General features: G+C 60.7%; 17 protein-coding genes. 10 read left to right on the plus strand and 7 right to left on the minus strand.

Annotation, left to right across the window (positions count from 1 at the left end):
* Nucleotides 1-43: 43 nt before the first annotated feature.
* The 5 genes from ACQ4MY_RS09200 to argS all read right to left on the minus strand — a co-directional run bounded on the left by ACQ4MY_RS09200 (nucleotide 44) and on the right by argS (nucleotide 5,214).
* A complete protein-coding gene (locus ACQ4MY_RS09200) occupies nucleotides 44-421 on the minus strand; it encodes a gamma-butyrobetaine hydroxylase-like domain-containing protein (protein WP_008080638.1) in 378 nt (125 codons plus the stop codon).
* 125 nt (nucleotides 422-546) lie between these two features.
* Nucleotides 547-1,884 carry an ATP-dependent protease ATPase subunit HslU gene (gene hslU, locus ACQ4MY_RS09205; RefSeq protein ID WP_008080639.1) on the minus strand — a complete coding sequence of 446 codons (1,338 nt, stop codon included), beginning with the start codon at nucleotides 1,882-1,884 and terminating at the stop codon, nucleotides 547-549.
* A 49-nt stretch (nucleotides 1,885-1,933) separates the two neighbouring features.
* A complete protein-coding gene (gene hslV, locus ACQ4MY_RS09210; protein WP_003220875.1) occupies nucleotides 1,934-2,470 on the minus strand; it encodes an ATP-dependent protease subunit HslV in 537 nt (178 codons plus the stop codon).
* 289 nt (nucleotides 2,471-2,759) lie between these two features.
* Complete coding sequence (locus ACQ4MY_RS09215) at nucleotides 2,760-3,476, minus strand: SPOR domain-containing protein (RefSeq protein ID WP_007909385.1); 717 nt, start codon at nucleotides 3,474-3,476, stop codon at nucleotides 2,760-2,762.
* A gap of 1 nt (nucleotide 3,477) precedes the next feature.
* Entirely contained in the window at nucleotides 3,478-5,214 is a 1,737-nt protein-coding gene (argS, locus tag ACQ4MY_RS09220) for an arginine--tRNA ligase (protein ID WP_440094845.1), read from the minus strand.
* Here argS and ACQ4MY_RS09225 point away from each other — a divergent pair.
* Nucleotides 5,213-5,335 (plus strand): hypothetical protein, encoded by a 123-nt coding sequence (locus ACQ4MY_RS09225; protein WP_256677627.1) that lies wholly within the window; start codon nucleotides 5,213-5,215, stop codon nucleotides 5,333-5,335. The genes argS and ACQ4MY_RS09225 overlap by 2 nt on opposite strands.
* Before the next feature lie 92 nt (nucleotides 5,336-5,427).
* Here the strand turns inward: ACQ4MY_RS09225 and ACQ4MY_RS09230 are convergent, their stop codons facing one another.
* A complete protein-coding gene (locus tag ACQ4MY_RS09230; RefSeq protein WP_440094846.1) occupies nucleotides 5,428-7,647 on the minus strand; it encodes a primosomal protein N' in 2,220 nt (739 codons plus the stop codon).
* Between the two features lie 287 nt (nucleotides 7,648-7,934).
* On the opposite strand from ACQ4MY_RS09230, the gene rpmE reads away from it, so the two are divergent.
* The 3 genes from rpmE (at nucleotide 7,935) to ACQ4MY_RS09245 (ending at nucleotide 10,432) form a co-directional block, all read left to right on the plus strand.
* Nucleotides 7,935-8,165, plus strand: coding sequence for a 50S ribosomal protein L31 (gene rpmE, locus ACQ4MY_RS09235; protein ID WP_008080648.1), 231 nt, complete (start codon nucleotides 7,935-7,937; stop codon nucleotides 8,163-8,165).
* Nucleotides 8,166-8,179: 14 nt separating this feature from the next.
* Nucleotides 8,180-8,980 (plus strand): thermonuclease family protein, encoded by an 801-nt coding sequence (locus ACQ4MY_RS09240; RefSeq protein WP_440094847.1) that lies wholly within the window; start codon nucleotides 8,180-8,182, stop codon nucleotides 8,978-8,980.
* A gap of 183 nt (nucleotides 8,981-9,163) precedes the next feature.
* Nucleotides 9,164-10,432 carry a malic enzyme-like NAD(P)-binding protein gene (locus tag ACQ4MY_RS09245; RefSeq protein ID WP_053116645.1) on the plus strand — a complete coding sequence of 423 codons (1,269 nt, stop codon included), beginning with the start codon at nucleotides 9,164-9,166 and terminating at the stop codon, nucleotides 10,430-10,432.
* Between the two features lie 335 nt (nucleotides 10,433-10,767).
* Here ACQ4MY_RS09245 and ACQ4MY_RS09250 read toward each other — a convergent pair whose 3' ends face one another.
* Nucleotides 10,768-13,209 (minus strand): penicillin-binding protein 1A, encoded by a 2,442-nt coding sequence (locus ACQ4MY_RS09250; RefSeq protein WP_440094848.1) that lies wholly within the window; start codon nucleotides 13,207-13,209, stop codon nucleotides 10,768-10,770.
* A 215-nt stretch (nucleotides 13,210-13,424) separates the two neighbouring features.
* Between ACQ4MY_RS09250 and ACQ4MY_RS09255 the strand changes: the two genes are divergently transcribed.
* From ACQ4MY_RS09255 to aroK, 6 genes are read left to right on the plus strand one after another with little or no spacing between them, the layout of a single operon-like run.
* The gene (locus tag ACQ4MY_RS09255; protein WP_440094849.1) at nucleotides 13,425-14,489 is read left to right on the plus strand and encodes a pilus assembly protein PilM; all 1,065 of its coding nucleotides are present in this window, start codon (nucleotides 13,425-13,427) and stop codon (nucleotides 14,487-14,489) included.
* Nucleotides 14,489-15,055 carry a PilN domain-containing protein gene (locus ACQ4MY_RS09260; protein WP_440094850.1) on the plus strand — a complete coding sequence of 189 codons (567 nt, stop codon included), beginning with the start codon at nucleotides 14,489-14,491 and terminating at the stop codon, nucleotides 15,053-15,055. Before ACQ4MY_RS09255 ends, ACQ4MY_RS09260 begins: the two co-directional genes overlap by 1 nt.
* The gene (gene pilO / locus ACQ4MY_RS09265; protein WP_008077250.1) at nucleotides 15,052-15,675 is read left to right on the plus strand and encodes a type 4a pilus biogenesis protein PilO; all 624 of its coding nucleotides are present in this window, start codon (nucleotides 15,052-15,054) and stop codon (nucleotides 15,673-15,675) included. Before ACQ4MY_RS09260 ends, pilO begins: the two co-directional genes overlap by 4 nt.
* Nucleotides 15,672-16,205, plus strand: a complete 534-nt coding sequence (locus ACQ4MY_RS09270) for a pilus assembly protein PilP (RefSeq protein ID WP_440094851.1) — start codon at nucleotides 15,672-15,674, stop codon at nucleotides 16,203-16,205. Before pilO ends, ACQ4MY_RS09270 begins: the two co-directional genes overlap by 4 nt.
* Nucleotides 16,206-16,218: 13 nt before the next feature.
* A complete protein-coding gene (pilQ, locus tag ACQ4MY_RS09275) occupies nucleotides 16,219-18,294 on the plus strand; it encodes a type IV pilus secretin PilQ (protein WP_440094852.1) in 2,076 nt (691 codons plus the stop codon).
* A 4-nt stretch (nucleotides 18,295-18,298) separates the two neighbouring features.
* The gene (aroK, locus tag ACQ4MY_RS09280) at nucleotides 18,299-18,817 is read left to right on the plus strand and encodes a shikimate kinase AroK (protein ID WP_045122915.1); all 519 of its coding nucleotides are present in this window, start codon (nucleotides 18,299-18,301) and stop codon (nucleotides 18,815-18,817) included.
* The last annotated feature ends 52 nt before the right edge of the window (nucleotides 18,818-18,869 follow it).

Genomic DNA, 18,869 nt, shown 5'->3' on the forward strand with positions numbered 1-18,869 from the left:
AGATGAATTTAGAAAATGCCCTCTAATGAGCGCAAGGCACGGGCTAGAGCATCAGCTTGACGACTGACTCGTTCGGATCGCGGGTCTTGCCGGCCGCTTTCAGCTCGGCCAGATAATCGGCCCAGAGTGCGTCATGACGTCGCCCCAGCTCGTAGAGATATTCCCAAGTGAACAAGCCGCTGTCGTGACCGTCGTCGAAGGTCAGTTTCAGTGCGTAGTGACCGGCCGGTTCCAGCTTGCTCAGACCGACGTTGAGCTTGCCGAATTGCAGGATCGGTTTGCCGTGGCCCTGGACCTCGGCGGAGGGTGAATGCACGCGCAGGAATTCGGCGGGCAGGGTGTATTCCTCGCCGGACGCGTAGGTGAGCGTCAGGGTTTTCGAGGCTTTGTGCAGTTTGATGTCGGTAGGAATAGTAGTCATTGCAGGTCATCCGACTAGAGGAACACCCTGTAGGAGCTGCCGAAGGCTGCGATCTTTTGATCTTGCTTTTTAAAAACTCAAGTCAAAAGATCGCAGCCTGCGGCAGCTCCTACAGGGACGGTGACCTACAGGATATAACGGGACAGGTCTTCGTTCTGCGCCAATTCGCCGAGGTGGCTGTTGACGTACGCCGCGTCGATCAGGATCGGCTGCTCATCGTGAGTGCTGGCCAGATCACCGGCGCTGAACGATACCTCTTCCAGCAAGCGCTCAAGCAGGGTGTGCAGGCGACGGGCACCGATGTTCTCGGTCTTCTCGTTGACCTGCCAGGCGATCTCGGCGATGCGCTTGATGCCTTCCGGCTGGAACTGGATGTTCAGGCCTTCGGTTTTCAGCAGCGCGCAATATTGCTCGGTGAGCGAGGCGTGCGGTTCGCTGAGGATGCGCTCGAAATCTTCCGGGCTCAGGGCCTTGAGTTCGACGCGAATCGGCAGACGACCTTGCAGCTCCGGTACCAGATCGCTCGGCTTGCTAAGGTGGAACGCACCGGAGGCGATGAACAGGATGTGGTCGGTTTTGACCATGCCCAGTTTGGTGTTGACGGTGCAGCCTTCGATCAGCGGCAGCAGGTCGCGCTGTACGCCTTCGCGGGAAACATCGGCACCGCCGACATTGCCACGCTTGGCGACTTTGTCGATCTCGTCGATGAACACGATGCCGTGCTGCTCGACGGCTTCCAGCGCTTTGGCCTTCAGCTCTTCTTCGTTGACCAGACGCCCGGCTTCTTCATCACGCACCAGCTTCAACGCTTCTTTGACCTTGAGCTTGCGCGACTTCTTCTTGCCCTTGCCCATGTTGGCGAACAGCGACTGCAACTGGTTGGTCATCTCTTCCATGCCGGGCGGCGTGGCGATTTCGATGCCGGCAACCTCGGCGACTTCGATCTCGATTTCCTTGTCATCCAGCTGACCTTCGCGCAGGCGCTTGCGGAACAGCTGACGGGTGTTGGAATCGGAGCTCGGCGCTTCTTCGTTGCTGAAACCCATGCGGGCCGGCGGCAGCAGCGCGTCGAGGATGCGATCCTCGGCAGCGTCTTCGGCGCGGTGGCGCACGCGGGTCATTTCCTGCTCGCGGAGCATCTTGATCGCGGCGTCGGCGAGATCACGGATGATCGATTCGACGTCACGGCCAACATAACCAACTTCGGTGAACTTGGTCGCTTCGACTTTGATGAACGGCGCGTTGGCCAGTTTTGCCAGACGACGGGCGATCTCGGTTTTACCGACACCGGTCGGGCCGATCATCAGGATGTTCTTCGGGGTCACTTCAACGCGCAGCTCTTCAGGCAGCTGCATGCGGCGCCAGCGGTTGCGCAGGGCAATCGCGACGGCGCGCTTGGCATCGTCCTGGCCGATGATGTGGCGGTTGAGTTCGTGGACGATTTCGCGGGGAGTCATGGACATAATAATTGGCGGTCCTCAAGCAGAAACAAGCCGTGGCACAGGGGCCTTATCAGGCTTCTTCAGCGAGATCCTGCTCCTCAATGGTCTGAGTGTGGTTGGTGAATACGCAGATGTCGGCAGCGATGCCCAGTGCGGTTTCGACGATTTCCCGGGCCGACAGGTCGGTTTTTTTCAGCAGGGCGCTGGCAGCCGCTTGCGCGTAGCCGCCGCCGGAACCCATGGCGATCAGGCCGTTCTCGGGTTCGACCACGTCACCGTTGCCGGTGATGATCAGCGAGGCGTCCTTGTTGGCGACCGCGAGCATGGCTTCGAGGCGGCTCAGGGAGCGGTCGGTGCGCCATTCTTTGGCGAGTTCGACAGCGGCGCGGATCAGGTGGCCCTGATGTTTTTCAAGCTGGCCTTCGAAACGTTCGAAGAGGGTAAAGGCGTCAGCGGTGGCACCGGCAAAACCGGCGATGACCTGGCCGTGGTACAGGCGACGAACTTTTTTCGCGTTGCCTTTCATCACGGTATTGCCGAGAGAAACCTGGCCGTCGCCGCCCATGACGACTTTGCCGTGACGGCGGACTGAAACGATGGTGGTCAAGGGAAGAGTCTCCACACAGCGGGGCGAAAGTGCCTTATGCCCATTCATATGGGGGTGCTGGAGAGGATTTCAACCGGGGAGGGTGCTGAGAGACGAACGGAGGGTGATGACTGTGGCGAGGGGATTTATCCCCGTTCGGCTGCGAAGCAGTCGCTATTCCAGCATCCACTGGGTGCCTGATGCACCGTAATTGCTGGTTTTAGGGCCGCTTCGCGACCCAGCGGGGATAAATCCCCTCACCACAGGGATTTGTGGGCAACCTCAGGAAGAGGTGCCCACCATCGGTGGATCAGCGGCTTTGGCGTTGTTGTAACAACAGGTTGCTGAAGCCGGCGCCGGCCAGTTGTTTCTGGGCCGTGGTCAGTTGTTCACGGTTGCTGAACGGGCCGACCAACACGCGATACCAGGTTTCATCCTTCACCGTGCCGGATTCAACCGCCACCGCCTGACCAAGCAGAATGATCTGCGCGCGGACCTTGTCGGCATCGGTTTCCTTGCGGAACGAACCCGCCTGCAGGAAGAACTTGGTCACCGGCGCCGCTTTGCTCACCGGTGGCGCTGGCGGCGGGGTAATCCCGGCCAAGGCTGCCTGAGCGCGCGCGGTGTCGATCTTCGCCGCTTCCGCCGGGGTCACCGGCGTGGTCGGGATGGCCGGCACTTGTGGCGTCGGCAAGGTCTTCTCCGGCACGGCGTCCGGCGGCACGATCACTTCCGATTCCGGCAGCAAGGTGTAGAAGTCGTATTTAGGCTTCACCGGTTGCGTCGGGCTCGGCGGGGTCTTGTTGGCCTCGGCGATCTTCGACGCTTTCTGCTGTTGCGCCTGTTCGACCTTCTCACGCTTGACCGTGTCGCTGCCCTTGCCCGGCTCCAGCTTCATCAGAAACACGATGAACGCGCCGACCGTCAGGCCGATGGCCATCCACAGCCAACCCGGAATCGGTTGCTTTGCAGGAGCTTGGTAACGGCTGGCGCCACGCTTGGGTGCAGGTTTTTTCTTGGCAGCCAACTTACATACGCTCCAGAGTTTCCAGACCCAACAGCTCCAGGCCTTGCTTGAGGGTGCGACCGGTCAGCGCGGCCAGGCGCAGACGACTCTGCATCTGGGCTGGCGTTTCGGCGGCGAGGATCGGGCAGTTCTCGTAGAAGCTGGAGAACAGACCGGCAACGTCGTACAGGTAAGTGCAGAGAATGTGCGGCGTGCCTTTGTCAGACACGTTGTTCAGCACTTCGCCGAACTGCGCCAGTTTCGCCGCCAGCTCTTGTTCGTGCGCCGCTTCGAGGACGATCTGGCCGTCGACTTCGCTGAAGTCCTTGCCCAGTTTACGGAACACACCGGCGACGCGGGTGTAAGCGTAAAGCAGGTACGGCGCGGTGTTGCCTTCGAAATTCAGCATCAGGTCGAAGTTGAAGCTGTAGTCGCTGGTGCGGTGCTTCGACAGGTCGGCGTACTTCACCGCGCCGATGCCGACGACTTTGGCGATGTTGCGCAGTTCGTCTTCGGCCAGCGTCGGGTTCTTTTCTTTGACCAGGTTGTAGGCACGTTCCTGCGCTTCGGTCAGCAGGTCGATCAGCTTCACGGTGCCGCCGTCACGGGTCTTGAACGGACGGCCATCAGCGCCGTTCATGGTGCCGAAGCCCATGTGTTCCATCTCCATCGGATGGGTCACAAAACCGGCCTTGCGCGCCACGGCGAACACTTGCTGGAAGTGCAGGGCTTGACGCTGGTCGACGAAGTACAGCGCGCGATCGGCTTGCAGTTTGCCGCTGCGATAGCGCACGGCCGCGAGGTCAGTGGTGGCGTACAGGTAACCGCCATCAGCCTTGACGATGATCACCGGCAGCGGGTCGCCGTCGGCGTTCTTGAACTCGTCGAGGAACACACACTGCGCGCCGTTGCTCTCGACCAGCATGCCCGCGGCTTTCAAGTCGTTGACCACGTTGATCAGGTCGTCGTTGTAGGCGCTTTCGCCCATCACGTCGGCCATAGTCAGTTTGACGTTGAGCAGTTCGTAGATCTTCTGGCAGTGCGACAGCGAGATGTCCTTGAACTTGCTCCACAGCGCCAGGCACTCGGCATCGCCGGCCTGCAGCTTGACCACCAGACCACGGGCGCGGTCGGCGAATTCTGCGGATTCATCGAAACGTTGTTTAGCGGCGCGGTAGAAGTTTTCCAGGTCAGACAGCTCGTCGCTGGTGATCGGGTTTTCCTGCAAATAAGCCATCAGCATGCCGAACTGGGTACCCCAGTCGCCGACGTGGTTCTGACGGATCACTTCGTCGCCGAGGAATTCGAGGACGCGGGCCACGCCGTCGCCGATGATGGTCGAGCGCAAGTGGCCGACGTGCATCTCTTTGGCCAGGTTCGGTGCCGACAGGTCGACCACGGTGCGTTGCGCCGGGCCAGCCTTGCGCACGCCAACATGGGCATCAGCCAAGGCAGCGTCGAGACGCGAGGCCAATGCCTGAGTGTTCTGGAAGAAGTTGATGAAGCCCGGGCCAGCGATTTCGGCTTTGGTGACGTTCTCGTCAGCCGGCAGCGCGGCGATGATTTTTTCCGCCAGATCGCGCGGCTTCATCCCCGCAGGCTTGGCCAGCATCATCGCGATGTTGCTGGCGAAGTCGCCGTGGGTCTTGTCGCGGGCGTTCTCCACCTGGATCGCCGGCGTCAGGCCTTCAGGCAACACACCTTCGTTGACGAGTTGGGTGATGGCTTGTTGGATCAGCTGGCGAATGGTGTCTTTCATGGTCTTCTCTTTCGACCGCAAGCGCGGCGGGCGCATCGATGCGCGGGTGGAAAAACTGGGCATTATCCGTTGCGAAGACGGGCTTGCCAACCTTAGCAGGCAGGTTATGGATATGTGGTGACATCAAGATCAAAAGATCGCAGCCTTCGGCAACTCCTACAGGAAAACCCAGATCCTATGTAGGAGCTGCCGAAGGCTGCGATCTTTTGATCCTTAATACAAATCGACAGGATCGACATCCAGCGACCAACGCACCGCCCGCCCACTCGGCATCTGCTCCAGCGCCAACAGCCAACTGGTCAACAATCGGTGCAATGGCGCCCGCGCCGACGCCTGCAATAAAAGCTGCGCACGATAACGCCCGGCCCGTCGCTCCATCGGCGCCGGCACCGGCCCGAGCAATTCAATCCCGCCCAGATTCTGTTCGGCCAGCAAGCGCTCGGCTTCGCTGCACGCCTCATCGAGAAACCCTTCAGCCTGCCCCGGTTTATGCGCTTCGGCGCGCAACAGCGCCAAGTGCGCAAACGGCGGCAGCCCGGCCGCCCGGCGCTCGCTCAAAGCCTGCTCGGCAAAGGCGAAGTAACCCTGCTCGGTCAGTTGCACCAACAAAGGATGATCAGCCAGGTGCGTTTGAATAATCACCTTGCCCGGCTCTTCCGCTCGCCCGGCACGTCCGGCAACCTGCACAATCAACTGCGCCATGCGCTCGCTGGCGCGGAAGTCACCAGAGAACAAACCGCCGTCGGCATCGAGGATCGACACCAGCGTCACCCGGGGAAAGTGGTGACCCTTGGCGAGCATCTGCGTGCCGACCAGAATGCACGGCTGGCCTTTCTGAATCGTCGCGAACAGCTGATTCATCGCGTCTTTGCGCGACGTGCTGTCGCGGTCAACGCGCAGCACTGGATAGTCCGGGAACAGAATCGCCAGGCGCTCTTCGGCGCGCTCGGTGCCAGCGCCCACCGGTCGCAGATCGACCTTGTGGCACTTCGGGCACTGGCGCGGCGTGCGCTCGACGTTACCGCAATGGTGGCAGCGCAGTTCGCCATAACGCTGGTGCACGGTCATCCGCGCATCGCAACGCGAACACTCGGACATCCAGCCGCAATCGTGGCAGAGCAACGTCGGCGCGAAACCGCGACGGTTGAGGAACACCAGCACTTGTTGCCCATTCGCCAGCGTCTGACCGATGGCTTGCTGCATCGGCCCGGAAATCCCGCTGTCCAGTGGACGGCTTTTGACGTCCAGGCGCAGGAAGCGCGGTTGCTTGGCGCCACCGGCGCGCTCGTTCAGGCGCAGCAGGCCGTAACGACCGGTGTAAGCGTTGTGCAGGCTTTCCAGCGACGGCGTGGCGGAACCGAGGACGATCGGGATGTTTTCCTGCCGTGCGCGTACCAGCGCCAGGTCGCGAGCGTGGTAGCGCAGGCCTTCCTGCTGCTTATAAGAACCGTCGTGCTCTTCATCGATGATGATCAGTCCGGGGTTTTTCATCGGCGTGAACAGCGCGGAGCGGGTGCCGATAATAATGTCGGCCTCGCCATCGCGCGCCGCGAGCCAGGCATCGAGGCGCTCGCGATCATTGACTGCCGAGTGCAACAGGGCGATGCGCGCATTGAAGCGCTGTTCGAAACGCGCCAGCGTTTGCGGGCCGAGGTTGATCTCCGGGATCAGCACCAGTGCCTGCTTGCCGGCCTCGAGGGTTTCGCGGATCAGTTGCAGATAAACTTCGGTCTTGCCGCTGCCGGTAACCCCGGCCAGCAGGAACGCGTGATAACTGTCGAAACCGGCGCGGATCGCCTCATACGCGGCGCGTTGCTCGCTGTTCAGCGGCAACTCCGGCTGCGCCAGCCAGTGTTCGTGGCGCGCGCCCGGTGCATGGCGGCGGATCTCGACCTGCACCAGACCTTTGGCCAGCAGCAGATCCAGGCTGTCCTTGCTCAACATCAGTTTGCTCAGCAACTGATGGGCGACGCCGTGCGGGTGCTGGGCCAGCGTTGCCAGCGCTTCACGCTGGCGCGGCGCGCGGGCGATGCGCGGGTCATCCAGGCTGGCGCCGGGGGTGATCGACCAGAAGCGCTCTTGCCGGGCTTCGGCCAGCTCGCCCTGGCGCAACAGCACCGGCAGTGCCCAGCTCAGGGTGTCGCCGAGGCTGTGCTGATAATACTGCGACGTCCACAGGCACAGCTTGAACAGAGCGGGTGGCAACGGCGGCGTGGTATCGAGCAGGGCCAGCGCCGGTTTGAGTTTTTCCACCGGCACTTCGCTGGTGTCAGTGACCTCGACCAGAATCCCGATCATTTCGCGTCGACCGAACGGTACGCGCAGGCGCATGCCCGGCTGCAATTGCTCGCGCAGCACGCCGGCCGGCGCTCGATAGTCGAACAGGCGGCGCAGGGGCGAAGGCAAGGCAAGGCGCAGAATGGCGTCGGGCACGCGGGGGGATCTCTATAAGCAGAACAAGGGCATGGCACATACCTAATGTAGGAGTGAGCCTGCTCGCGATAGCGGTGTATCAGACGACATCAATGTTGAATGGCCGACCGCTATCGCGAGCAGGCTCGCTCCTACAGGGGATCGCGTATTGGGCCGGGAGCCTAGCAGACGGTCGGTCTCGGTGACAGCTTGCGTGATTGAAAAGGTCTGGTAGAATCCGCGGCCTAATTACGTGCGGTATTCAACAATAGTGTTGAGTGGCGGCACGCTAGCCTGAGGAATACACCATGAAAGCCGATATCCATCCAGCGTACGAAACCATCGAAGTAACTTGCAGCTGCGGCAACAAGTTCGAAACTCGTTCGAACCTGTGCAAGCCACTGGGTACTGACGTATGCAACGAGTGCCACCCGTTCTACACCGGTAAGCAGAAGACTCTGGATACTGGCGGTCGTGTACAGCGCTTCGCAGACCGTTTTGGCGCTTTCGGCAAGAAAGCTCCAGCTGCTGCAGAGTAAGGTTGAAGGGCCCGTTGGGCTTTTCCTTGCTGTTGAAAAAGGCGTCCCTTGCGGGCGCCTTTTTTGTGTCTGCGATTTGGCTTTCAGACGCGCAAGCTTTCTGTCCGGTGCCTTCCGGGCTGACCAGTGTCGCCGTGCAGCGCGTGGTCGACGGCGACACCTTGCGCCTGAGCGACGGGCGCAGCGTGCGGATGATCGGCCTCAACACGCCCGAGCTGGGCAAGCAGGGTCGCAGTGATGAGCCGTTCGCAGTGGCGTCGCGCCAACGCCTGCAAGCCCTGATCGACGCCAGTGGCGGACGTGTCGGTATACGCCTTGGCAAGCAGGGCAAAGACAATTACGGGCGTACGCTCGCGCATATTTACAGTGTCAGCGGTGTCAATCTCGAAGCGCAAATGCTCGCCGATGGCCTGGGTTTCCAGGTCGCGGTGGCACCGAATGTCGATCTTGTCGCCTGTCAGCAAGCCGCCGAACGCAGCGCTCGGCAGGCAGGTCGAGGTCTCTGGCGGCAAACACCTGTACTGAAAGCGCAGCAGATCCAGCGCTCGGGTTTCGCCGTGGTCAGTGGCCGTGTGAGCAAGGTTCAGCGCAATCGCGGGGGAATCTGGATCGAGTTGCAGGGCTCGCTTGTATTGCGCGTTGCACCCAATCTGGTCGGACAATTCGACAATGCCCGCCTGCAAGCGCTGAAGGGCAAGCAGATCGAGGCGCGCGGCTGGATTGTCGATCGATCACGGCGCGGCGGCTTGAAACAGGGACAGCCGCGTTGGCTGCTTCCACTGACAGATTCGTCGATGTTGCAAAGCACTCGCTGAAATAAAATTGTAGACATTTTTTCTGTCGATTGTGAACAGTCCAGCCCTTGTGCGCCGTGGCTCTTGGCCCAAAGTCGTAGGGCAGGGCGCTTGACAGGGGTGACCGCTCAGTCTTGTGGGGACTTTGCGAGGCGCGTATCCTCGCTGACCAGTCTGTCCAACAGTAAAAAGCGGAATGCCAAAATGTCTGATCTGAAAACTGCCGCTCTCGAATATCATGCCAATCCTCGTCCAGGGAAGCTGAGTGTCGAGCTCACCAAGGCCACTGCTACCGCTCGCGACTTGTCGCTGGCTTATAGCCCCGGCGTAGCTGAACCAGTGCGTGAGATCGCTCGCGATCCTGAACTGGCCTACAAATACACCGGCAAGGGCAACCTGGTTGCAGTCATTTCCGATGGCACCGCGATTCTCGGCCTGGGTAACCTCGGCCCGTTGGCTTCCAAGCCAGTGATGGAAGGTAAAGGCGTGCTGTTCAAGCGCTTCGCCGGCATCGACGTTTTCGACATCGAAGTCGACTCGGAAAGCCCGCAAGCCTTCATCGACACCGTAAAACGCATCTCCATCACCTTCGGTGGCATCAACCTGGAAGACATCAAGGCGCCTGAGTGCTTTGAGATCGAGCGCGCTCTGATCGAGCAGTGCGACATTCCGGTATTCCACGATGACCAGCACGGCACCGCGATCGTGACCGCTGCGGGCATGATCAACGCCCTGGAAATCGCCGGCAAAACTCTGGCTGATGCCAAGATCGTTTGCCTGGGTGCCGGCGCTGCCGCCATCTCCTGCATGAAACTGCTGGTGAGCATGGGCGCTCGCATCGAAAACATCTTCATGGTTGACCGTACCGGCGTGATCCACTCCGGCCGTGACGACCTGAACCAGTACAAAGCGGTATTCGCCCACGCCACCGAGAAGCGCAGCCTGGCTGACGCTCTGCAAGGTGCTGACGTGTTCGTTGGCCTGTCCGGCCCGAACCTGCTGAGCGCTGAAGGCCTGCTGTCGATGGCGGCCAACCCGATCGTGTTCGCGTGCTCGAACCCGGATCCGGAAATCTCCCCGGAACTGGCGCACGCTACCCGTAGCGACGTGATCATGGCCACCGGCCGTTCGGACTACCCGAACCAGGTCAACAACGTACTGGGCTTCCCGTTCATTTTCCGTGGTGCCCTGGACGTTCGCGCCAAGCGCATCAACGAAGAAATGAAAGTGGCTGCCGCCAACGCCCTGCGTGAACTGGCCAAGCTGCCTGTGCCTCAGGACGTGTGCGATGCCTACGGCGGTGCTCCGCTGGAATTCGGCCGTGAGTACATCATTCCGAAGCCAATGGACAAGCGCCTGATCACCCTGATCTCCGACGCTGTGGCCAAAGCTGCGATCGAGACCGGTGTGGCGACCCTGCCGTATCCGAAGAACTACCCGCTGAAAAGCGTGGATGACGTGTTCAACGGCTAAGCCGTTGTAGCGCTTCAACCCAAAGCCCCGGCTCGTGAGAGTCGGGGCTTTTTTGTTTTCGGGAGTTCTCAGGATCGCATTTCATATCCACAAGGGCCCTCACCCTAACCCTCTCCCAAGGGGAGAGGGGACTGATTGGGGGATGCTTGAGCGTTCTGAACGTATCGTGTTGAATCCATAGGCGCTGATGCACTTTCAGGTCGGTGTATCTCGTGAATTTTCCACGGTCAGTCCCCTCTCCCTCTGGGAGAGGGCTAGGGTGAGGGGCTCTTGATCTTCAGGCAATAAAAAGCCCCGCACTTCTCACGAAGGCGGGGCTTTTCAATACCGCTGGATCAGAACAAATCGATCGGTGCCTGCTCATCCGCCGGCAGTGGGCTGCCCGGCGCCGTGCCATTGCCCAGCTCATTCACCGACGGCGGCGTGTCTTCAGCCTTGAACAGCTCGAAGTACGCGCCCGGCGTGCTCGGCGTCGCGGCACGGCCACTGACCGGGTCCACGCGCAGGCTCAGCAAGCCTTCCGGCTCAGGCTGCACGTGCGGTGGCTTGTCCTTCAGCGCCGCCGACATGTAGTTCATCCAGATCGGCAGCGCCACGGTGCCACCGAACTCACGACGACCGAGGCTTTCCGGCTGGTCGAACCCGGTCCAGACCGTGGTCACGTAATCGGCGTTGTAGCCGGAGAACCACGCATCCTTCGATTCGTTGGTGGTACCGGTTTTACCGGCGATGTCGCTACGGCCCATGGCCAATGCGCGGCGACCGGTGCCGAGTTTGATCACGTCTTGCAACATGCTATTGAGGATGTAGGTGGTGCGGCCATCGACAACCCGTTCAGCCACGGCGGGCGTCTGCGGTGCCGCCGCCGTGCCCGGCGCTTCGCCTGGAATGGCATTGACCGAAATCGAGTCGGTGTGCGGCGCGGCAATGCCGTCGGTCGCTGCAGCACCCTGCGGTACGGTCGGCGGGTTGGCGACGAACAGCGTGTCGCCGTTACGGCTTTCGACCTTGTCGATGATGTACGGGGTGATCTTGTAGCCGCCGTTGGCGAAGGTGCTCCAGCCGGTAGCAATCTCCATCGGCGTCAGCGTCGCGGTGCCGAGTGCCAGCGACAGGTTTGGCGGCAGATCCTGTTTGTTGAAGCCGAAGCGAGTGATGTAGTCGATGGTCTTGCTCACGCCCATCGCTTGCAACAGGCGGATCGACACCAGGTTGCGCGACTTGTACAAACCTTCGCGCAAACGAATCGGGCCAAGGAAGGTGTTGGTGTCGTTCTTCGGACGCCAGACCTTGTCCAGGTACTCGTCGACAAACACGATCGGCGCATCGTTGACCAGGGTGGCAGCGGTGTAGCCGTTATCCAGTGCGGCGCTGTAGACGAACGGCTTGAAGCTCGAACCCGGCTGACGCTTGGCCTGCATGGCGCGGTTGTAGTTGCTCTGCTCGAAGGCGAAACCGCCGACCAGCGAACGGATCGCGCCGTTCTGCGGATCCAGCGACACCAGTGCGCCTTGCGCCTGCGGGATCTGGCTGAATTTCAGCGAATTGTCCTTCTGACGCTGCACGCGAACCAGGTCGCCCACCTGCGCGACATCCGACGGCTGGCGCGGAGCGGCGCCCATGCTGTTGGTGTTAAGGAATGGGCGCGCCCATTTCATGGTGTCCCAGGCGACATGCTCTTCGCCGGTGCGGGTCAGCACTTGCAGGCCGTTCTTGTCGACCTGCGTAACGATGGCCGGCTCCAGGCTGCTGATGGTGCGTTGCTTGGTCAGCTCGCTGGCCCAGGCTTCGCGGGTCTTGCCCGGCAGGCGCGACTCGGGGCCACGGTAGCCGTGACGCTGGTCGTAGGTCATCAAGCCTTCGTGCAGCGCGGTGTTGGCCATTTCCTGCAGGTTGCTCGGCACCGTGGTGGTGACGCGGAAACCTTCGGTGTAAGCGTCGCTGCCATAACGGCCGACCATTTCGGCACGGGCCATTTCGGCGATGTACGGTGCGTTCACTTCCGGGGTCGGCACGTGATAGCTGGCGTTCAGCGGCTCGTTGATCGCGGCGGTGTAATCCGCCTCGGTGATCTTGCCGAGCTTGTACATGCGCCCGAGGATCCAGTCGCGGCGTTCTTTACTGCGCGCCGGGTTGGCCAGCGGGTTGAAGCGCGACGGGGCTTTCGGCAGGCCGGCGATCATCGCCATCTGCGCCAGGCTGACGTCACGGATCGACTTGCCGTAATACACCTGCGCCGCCGCCTCGATGCCGTAGGCACGGTTACCCAGATAGATCTTGTTCACGTACAGCTCAAGGATTTCGTCCTTGGTCAGCTGTCGCTCGATCTGCAGGGCCAACAGAATTTCGGTGGTTTTGCGCGAGAAGCTGCGTTCGCTGGTCAGGAAGAAGTTCTTCGCCACCTGCATGGTGATGGTGCTGCCGCCGGACTGAATGTGCCCGCTCTTGACCAATTGGGTCGCGGCGCGCATCAGGCTGCTCGGATCGACGCCATAGTGGTTGGCGAAGTTGTCGTCTTCAGCACTTAGTAACGCATTAATGAAATTGGGTGGAATGTCGGCGAAACGGATCGGCGTACGGCGCATTTCGCCAAATTCTGCGATCAACTTGTTGTCGCTGCTGTAGACCCGCAACGGAATCTGCAACTGAATGCTTCTCAGGGCCTCCACAGACGGCAAACCCGGACTAAGGTAAAGATAGGCGCCGCTGAGACCTAAAAGCAGTCCGCAGAAAACGGCGACGATGGACCAACCGAAAAATTTCAGCAGACGAATCAAGGCGTTTGGACATCCAGGCAAAGAATGAATTTGGCGACGGGGTTCCGGTTACACACAGAACGGCCCGCGCAGGCAGTAAAAAGCGGAAAAAAACGCTGGGCATTATAAGCACTTTTCCGTCGGAGGCGTCATTGGCGCTTCTGTCAAGACGGGGTGAAGGAACGCAATGCGTATTACAGAGTCCGTAACTCACGGAAAGTCATAGGGAATTGGTAGTGCTGGGACTCTTCAATAAAAAGACCAATACGTTACTGGGGATCGACATCAGCTCCACGTCGGTGAAGCTGCTGGAACTGAGCCGTCAGGGTGATCGCTACCGGGTCGAGGCGTACGCGGTGGAGCCATTGCCGGCGAATGCCGTGGTCGAGAAAAACATCGCCGAGCTTGAAGGCGTGGGCCAGGCCCTGAGTCGCGTGCTGGTCAAGGCGCGCACCGGGCTTAAAAGCGTGGCGGTGGCGGTGGCCGGTTCTGCGGTGATCACCAAGATCATCGAAATGGACGCCGGGCTGTCCGAGGACGAGCTGGAGAACCAGCTGAAGATCGAAGCCGACCAATACATTCCCTATCCACTGGACGAAGTCGCCATCGATTTCGAAGTCCAGGGCGTGTCACCGCGCAACCCCGAACGGGTCAACGTGTTGCTGGCCGCCTGTCGCAAGGAAAACGTCGAAGTCCGTGAGGCGGCACTCGCCTTGGCCGGGCTGACGGCGCGGGTGGTCGACGTCGAGGCCTACGCGCTGGAGCGTTCATTCGGCCTGCTGGCGACGCAACTGGCTGCTTCGCAGGAGCGCCTGACCGTCGCCGTGGTCGACATCGGCGCGACCATGACCACCCTCAGCGTCCTGCACAACGGCAGGATCATCTATACCCGCGAACAGTTGTTCGGCGGCCGCCAGCTGACCGAAGAAATCCAGCGTCGTTACGGCCTGACAGTTGAACAGGCCGGGCTGGCGAAGAAGCAGGGCGGTTTGCCCGACGATTACATCAGAGAAGTCTTGCAGCCGTTTCGCGAGGCTTTGGTGCAGCAGGTGTCGCGCTCGCTGCAATTCTTCTTCGCTTCCGGCCAGTACAACGCGGTCGATCACATTCTGCTGGCCGGTGGCACGGCGTCGGTGCCCGGGCTGGACCGGCTGATCGAGCAGCGCCTGAATACGCCGACCCAGGTCGCCAACCCGTTTTCCGACATGGCCCTGAGCAGCAAGGTCAACGCCGGGGCCCTGGCGAGCGACGCGCCGGCCCTGATGATTGCCTGCGGGCTCGCGCTCAGGAGTTTCGACTGATGGCGCGGATCAACCTTTTACCCTGGCGCGAAGAGCGCCGAGAGGAGCGGCGCAAACGCTTCCTGCTGACGCTGATCGGGGTGGTGGTCGGCTCGGTGGGAGCGGTGTTGATTGCCGATCAGATCATCAGTGCCGCCATTGAGCGACAAATGGCGCGCAACGACTACATCAGCAAGCAGATCGCCGTGGTCGACGAACGGATCAAACAGATCAGCGAGCTCAAGGCGCGCCGCCAGCAACTGGTCGAACGCATGCGCATCATCCAGGACCTGCAGGGCAACCGGCAGATCAGCGGGCGGATTTTTGATCAACTGGCGCGCACGTTGCCGGACGGGGTGTATTTCACCGACGTGAAAATGGCCGGCAAAACCCTGTCGATCAGCGGTGCTGCCGAATCGAACAATCGCGTTTCCGAGTTGATGCGCAATCTTGATGCTTCCGACTGGTTTGACGCGCCGAGCCTGAACGAAGTGAAAGCGACCTCGGCCGACCAGGTCGAGCAGGCCAACGTGTTTCAATTGACCGTTCGTCAGACCCAGCCGAAGACTGTGGAGGACGAGCCATGAAGCCGTCCGAATGGCTGGAGAGTCTGCGCAACATCGACTTCAACGATCTGGACACCAGCAATATCGGTTCCTGGCCGGCCGCAGTGAAGGCCATGGCCGGCGCGCTGTTGATGGTGCTGGTGTTGGCGCTTGGCTATAACTTTTTCATCAGCGACATGGAGAACCAGCTCGAGGCCAAGCGAGAAGAGGAGGCCACGCTCAAGGAACAGTTCGCCAGCAAGGCGCATCTGTCGGCCAATCTGGAGCTGTACACCCAGCAAATGAAAGAGATGGAAAATTCGTTCGGCGTGTTGTTGCGGCAATTGCCCAGTGACACCGAAGTGCCGGGCCTGCTCGAAGACATCACCCGCACCGGTCTGGGCAGCGGGCTGGAATTCGAAGAAATCAAATTGCTGCCGGAGGTCACCCAGCAGTTTTACATCGAGCTACCGATTCAGATCACCGTCACCGGCGCCTATCACGACCTCGCCACCTTCGTCAGTGGTGTGGCCGGGCTGCCGCGCATCGTCACCCTGCATGATTTCGAGCTGGCGCCGGCCAACCCCGAGGGCGGGCCGAAGCTGCGCATGAGCATCCTCGCCAAGACGTACCGCTACAACGACAAGGGGCTGGCGAAATGACCCCGATGCGTTATCTGGCCTTGTCGATGGTTTTGCTGGTGCTGCATGGCTGTGGCGGTGGCGGTGGCGATGACTTCAGCGACCTCGACGCCTACATGAATGAAGTGCGCCTGCGCCCGGCCGGCAAGATTGAACCTACGCCGACATTCCGGTCTTACCCCACATTCACTTACAGCGCCGCCAACCTGCGCAGCCCGTTTTCGCGGCAGGTGCGCGTCGATCTGGCCGGGCAGCGGCATGGCTCGCGCAACGTCAAACCCGACCCCAACCGGGTCAAGCAATACCTCGAAGGTTTCAACATCGAGCAGTTCGAGATGGTCGGCACGATCTCCAATGTTTCCGGCTCCTTTGCGCTATTGCGTGGGGCGGGCGGGGTGCATCGGCTGAAAGTCGGCGATTACCTGGGACGCAATGACGGCCGCATCGTCGCCATCAGCGCCACTCAGGTCGAAGTCGTCGAAATCGTCCCCGACGGCGAAGGCGCCTGGCTGGAGCGTCCGCGCACCATTCCTTTGAAAGAGCACTCATAGTGGAAGTCGAACAATGAACAGGATTTTCTCCACCCTCGGTTTTTCGCTATGGATAGCGCTGATGTCGCCGATGGTACTCGCGGCCAATCTGAAGACGCTCGACGTGGCGGCGTTGCCGGGGGATCGCGTCGAGTTGAAGCTGTCATTCGACGGCCCGCCGCCACCGCCCAAGGGCTACACCACCGAATCGCCGGCGCGGATCGCCCTCGATTTGCCGGGTGTCGCCAGCCAGTTGGCGAGCAAGAATCTTGATCTGGGCAGCGGCAACGCGCGCACCGCGACGGTGGTTGAAGCCAAGGACCGCACGCGGCTGATCGTCAGCCTCACACAGCTTGCGCCTTACACCACGCGGGTCGAAGGCAATAATTTGTTCGTGGTGGTGGGGCAAGGCGCGCCGGTTGCAGCACCGCGCCCGGCCACCGTTGCACCGCGCCCGGCGCCAGCAGCGCCGGTCAAGGCATCCGTAGCGAAAGCACGAGCCATTCGCGGCGTGGATTTCCAGCGCGGCACGGCGGGCGAAGGCAATGTCGTCATCGATCTGGCTGACCCGACCATCGCCCCGGACATCCAGGAACATGACGGCAAAATCATCCTCAGCTTCGCCCGCACGCAGTTGCCGGAAAAATTGCGTGTGCGTCTCGACGTCAAGGATTTCGCCACCCCGGTGCAATTCGTCAATGCCGGCGTGAGCGGTGAGCGCACGGTAATTACCGTCGAGCCCAGTGGCACGTACGAGTATTCGACCTTCCAGACGGATAACAAGCTGACCGTCAGCGTGCGGCCGATGACCGTCGACGATCTGCAAAAGCGCAATGCCGATCGCAACAGCTATGTCGGCGAAAAGCTGTCGCTGAACTTCCAGGACATCGACGTGCGCTCGGTGCTGCAACTGATCGCCGACTTCACCAATCTCAATCTGGTCGCCAGCGACACGGTGCAGGGCGGCATCACCTTGCGCCTGCAAAACGTGCCGTGGGATCAGGCGCTGGATCTGGTGCTGAAAACCAAGGGCCTGGATAAACGCAAGATCGGCAATGTGCTGCTGGTAGCGCCGGCCGATGAAATCGCCGCCCGCGAACGCCAGGAACTGGAATCGCAGAAACAGATCGCCGAACTGGCGCCGTTGCGCCGCGAACTGTTGCAAGTGAATTACGCCAAGGCTGCGGACATCGCCAAGCTGTTCCAGTCGGTCACCAGTGCCGAAACGAAAATCGATGAACGTGGCTCGATCACAGTCGATGAGCGGACCAACAACATCATTGCCTATCAGACCCAGGATCGACTCGATGAGCTGCGGCGGATCGTGGCGCAACTGGATATCCCGGTGCGGCAAGTGATGATCGAGGCGCGCATCGTCGAGGCCAACGTCGATTACGACAAGAGCCTGGGCGTGCGCTGGGGCGGTTCCATCCAGAACAAGGGCAACTGGAACACCTCCGGGGTCAGCAACGGTTCATCGACAACCATCGGCACGCCGGGCAGCACCAGTACCAACTCACCGTTCGTCGACATGGGTACGGTCGGCAATACCTCGGGAATCGGTATCGCCTTCATCACCGACAACGTGTTGCTCGATCTTGAACTGACGGCGATGGAGAAAACCGGTAACGGCGAAATCGTCTCGCAGCCGAAAGTGGTCACTTCCGACAAGGAGACCGCGAAAATCCTCAAGGGCACCGAGATTCCTTATCAGGAAGCCAGTTCCAGCGGCGCCACTTCGGTGTCGTTCAAGGAGGCCTCGCTGTCGCTGGAAGTCACCCCGCAGATCACCCCAGACAACCGCATTATCATGGAGGTCAAGGTCACCAAGGATGAACCGGACTACTTGAACAAAGTGCAGGATGTACCGCCGATCAAGAAAAACGAGGTCAACGCCAAGGTGCTGGTCAATGACGGCGAAACCATCGTGATTGGCGGCGTTTTCTCAAATACTCAAAGCAAGGTCGTAGATAAGGTGCCATTTCTTGGCGATGTGCCGTATCTTGGCCGCCTTTTCCGGCGTGATGTGGTTTCGGAGAAAAAATCCGAGCTGCTGGTATTTCTCACACCACGTATCATGAATAACCAGGCGATTGCTGTGAGTCGTTGATTCTGTGCGAAATTTGATTCTTGTAGGACCGATGGGCGCTGGCAAAAGCACCATCGGCCGGTTGCTGGCCAAAGAGCTGCGCCTGCCGTTCAAAGATTCCGACAAGGAAATTGAACTGCGCACGGGCGCCAATATCCCGTGGATCTTCGACAAGGAAGGCGAGCCCGGCTTTCGTGACCGTGAGCAGGCGATGATCGCCGAGCTGTGCGCGTTCGATGGCGTGGTGTTGGCGACCGGCGGTGGTGCCGTCATGCGCGATGCCAATCGCAAGGCCCTGTATGAGGGTGGGCGCGTGGTGTATCTGCACGCCTCCGTCGAACAGCAGGTCGGCCGCACCTCGCGCGACCGCAACCGGCCGTTGCTGCGCACCGCCAATCCTGAAAAAACCCTGCGTGATTTGCTGGCGATCCGTGATCCGCTTTATCGGGAAATCGCCGATCTGGTGGTGGAAACCGACGAACGGCCGCCACGCATGGTGGTGCTCGACATTCTCGATCGTCTGGCGCAACTGCCGCCCCGTTAAAGCATCGCTCGAAATGCGCTATCCTCGGCGTCCTGTCACAGCCCGTCGAGGT

It is taken from the genome of Pseudomonas sp. SM4, assembly GCF_051913165.1.
Lineage (GTDB): Bacteria > Pseudomonadota > Gammaproteobacteria > Pseudomonadales > Pseudomonadaceae > Aquipseudomonas.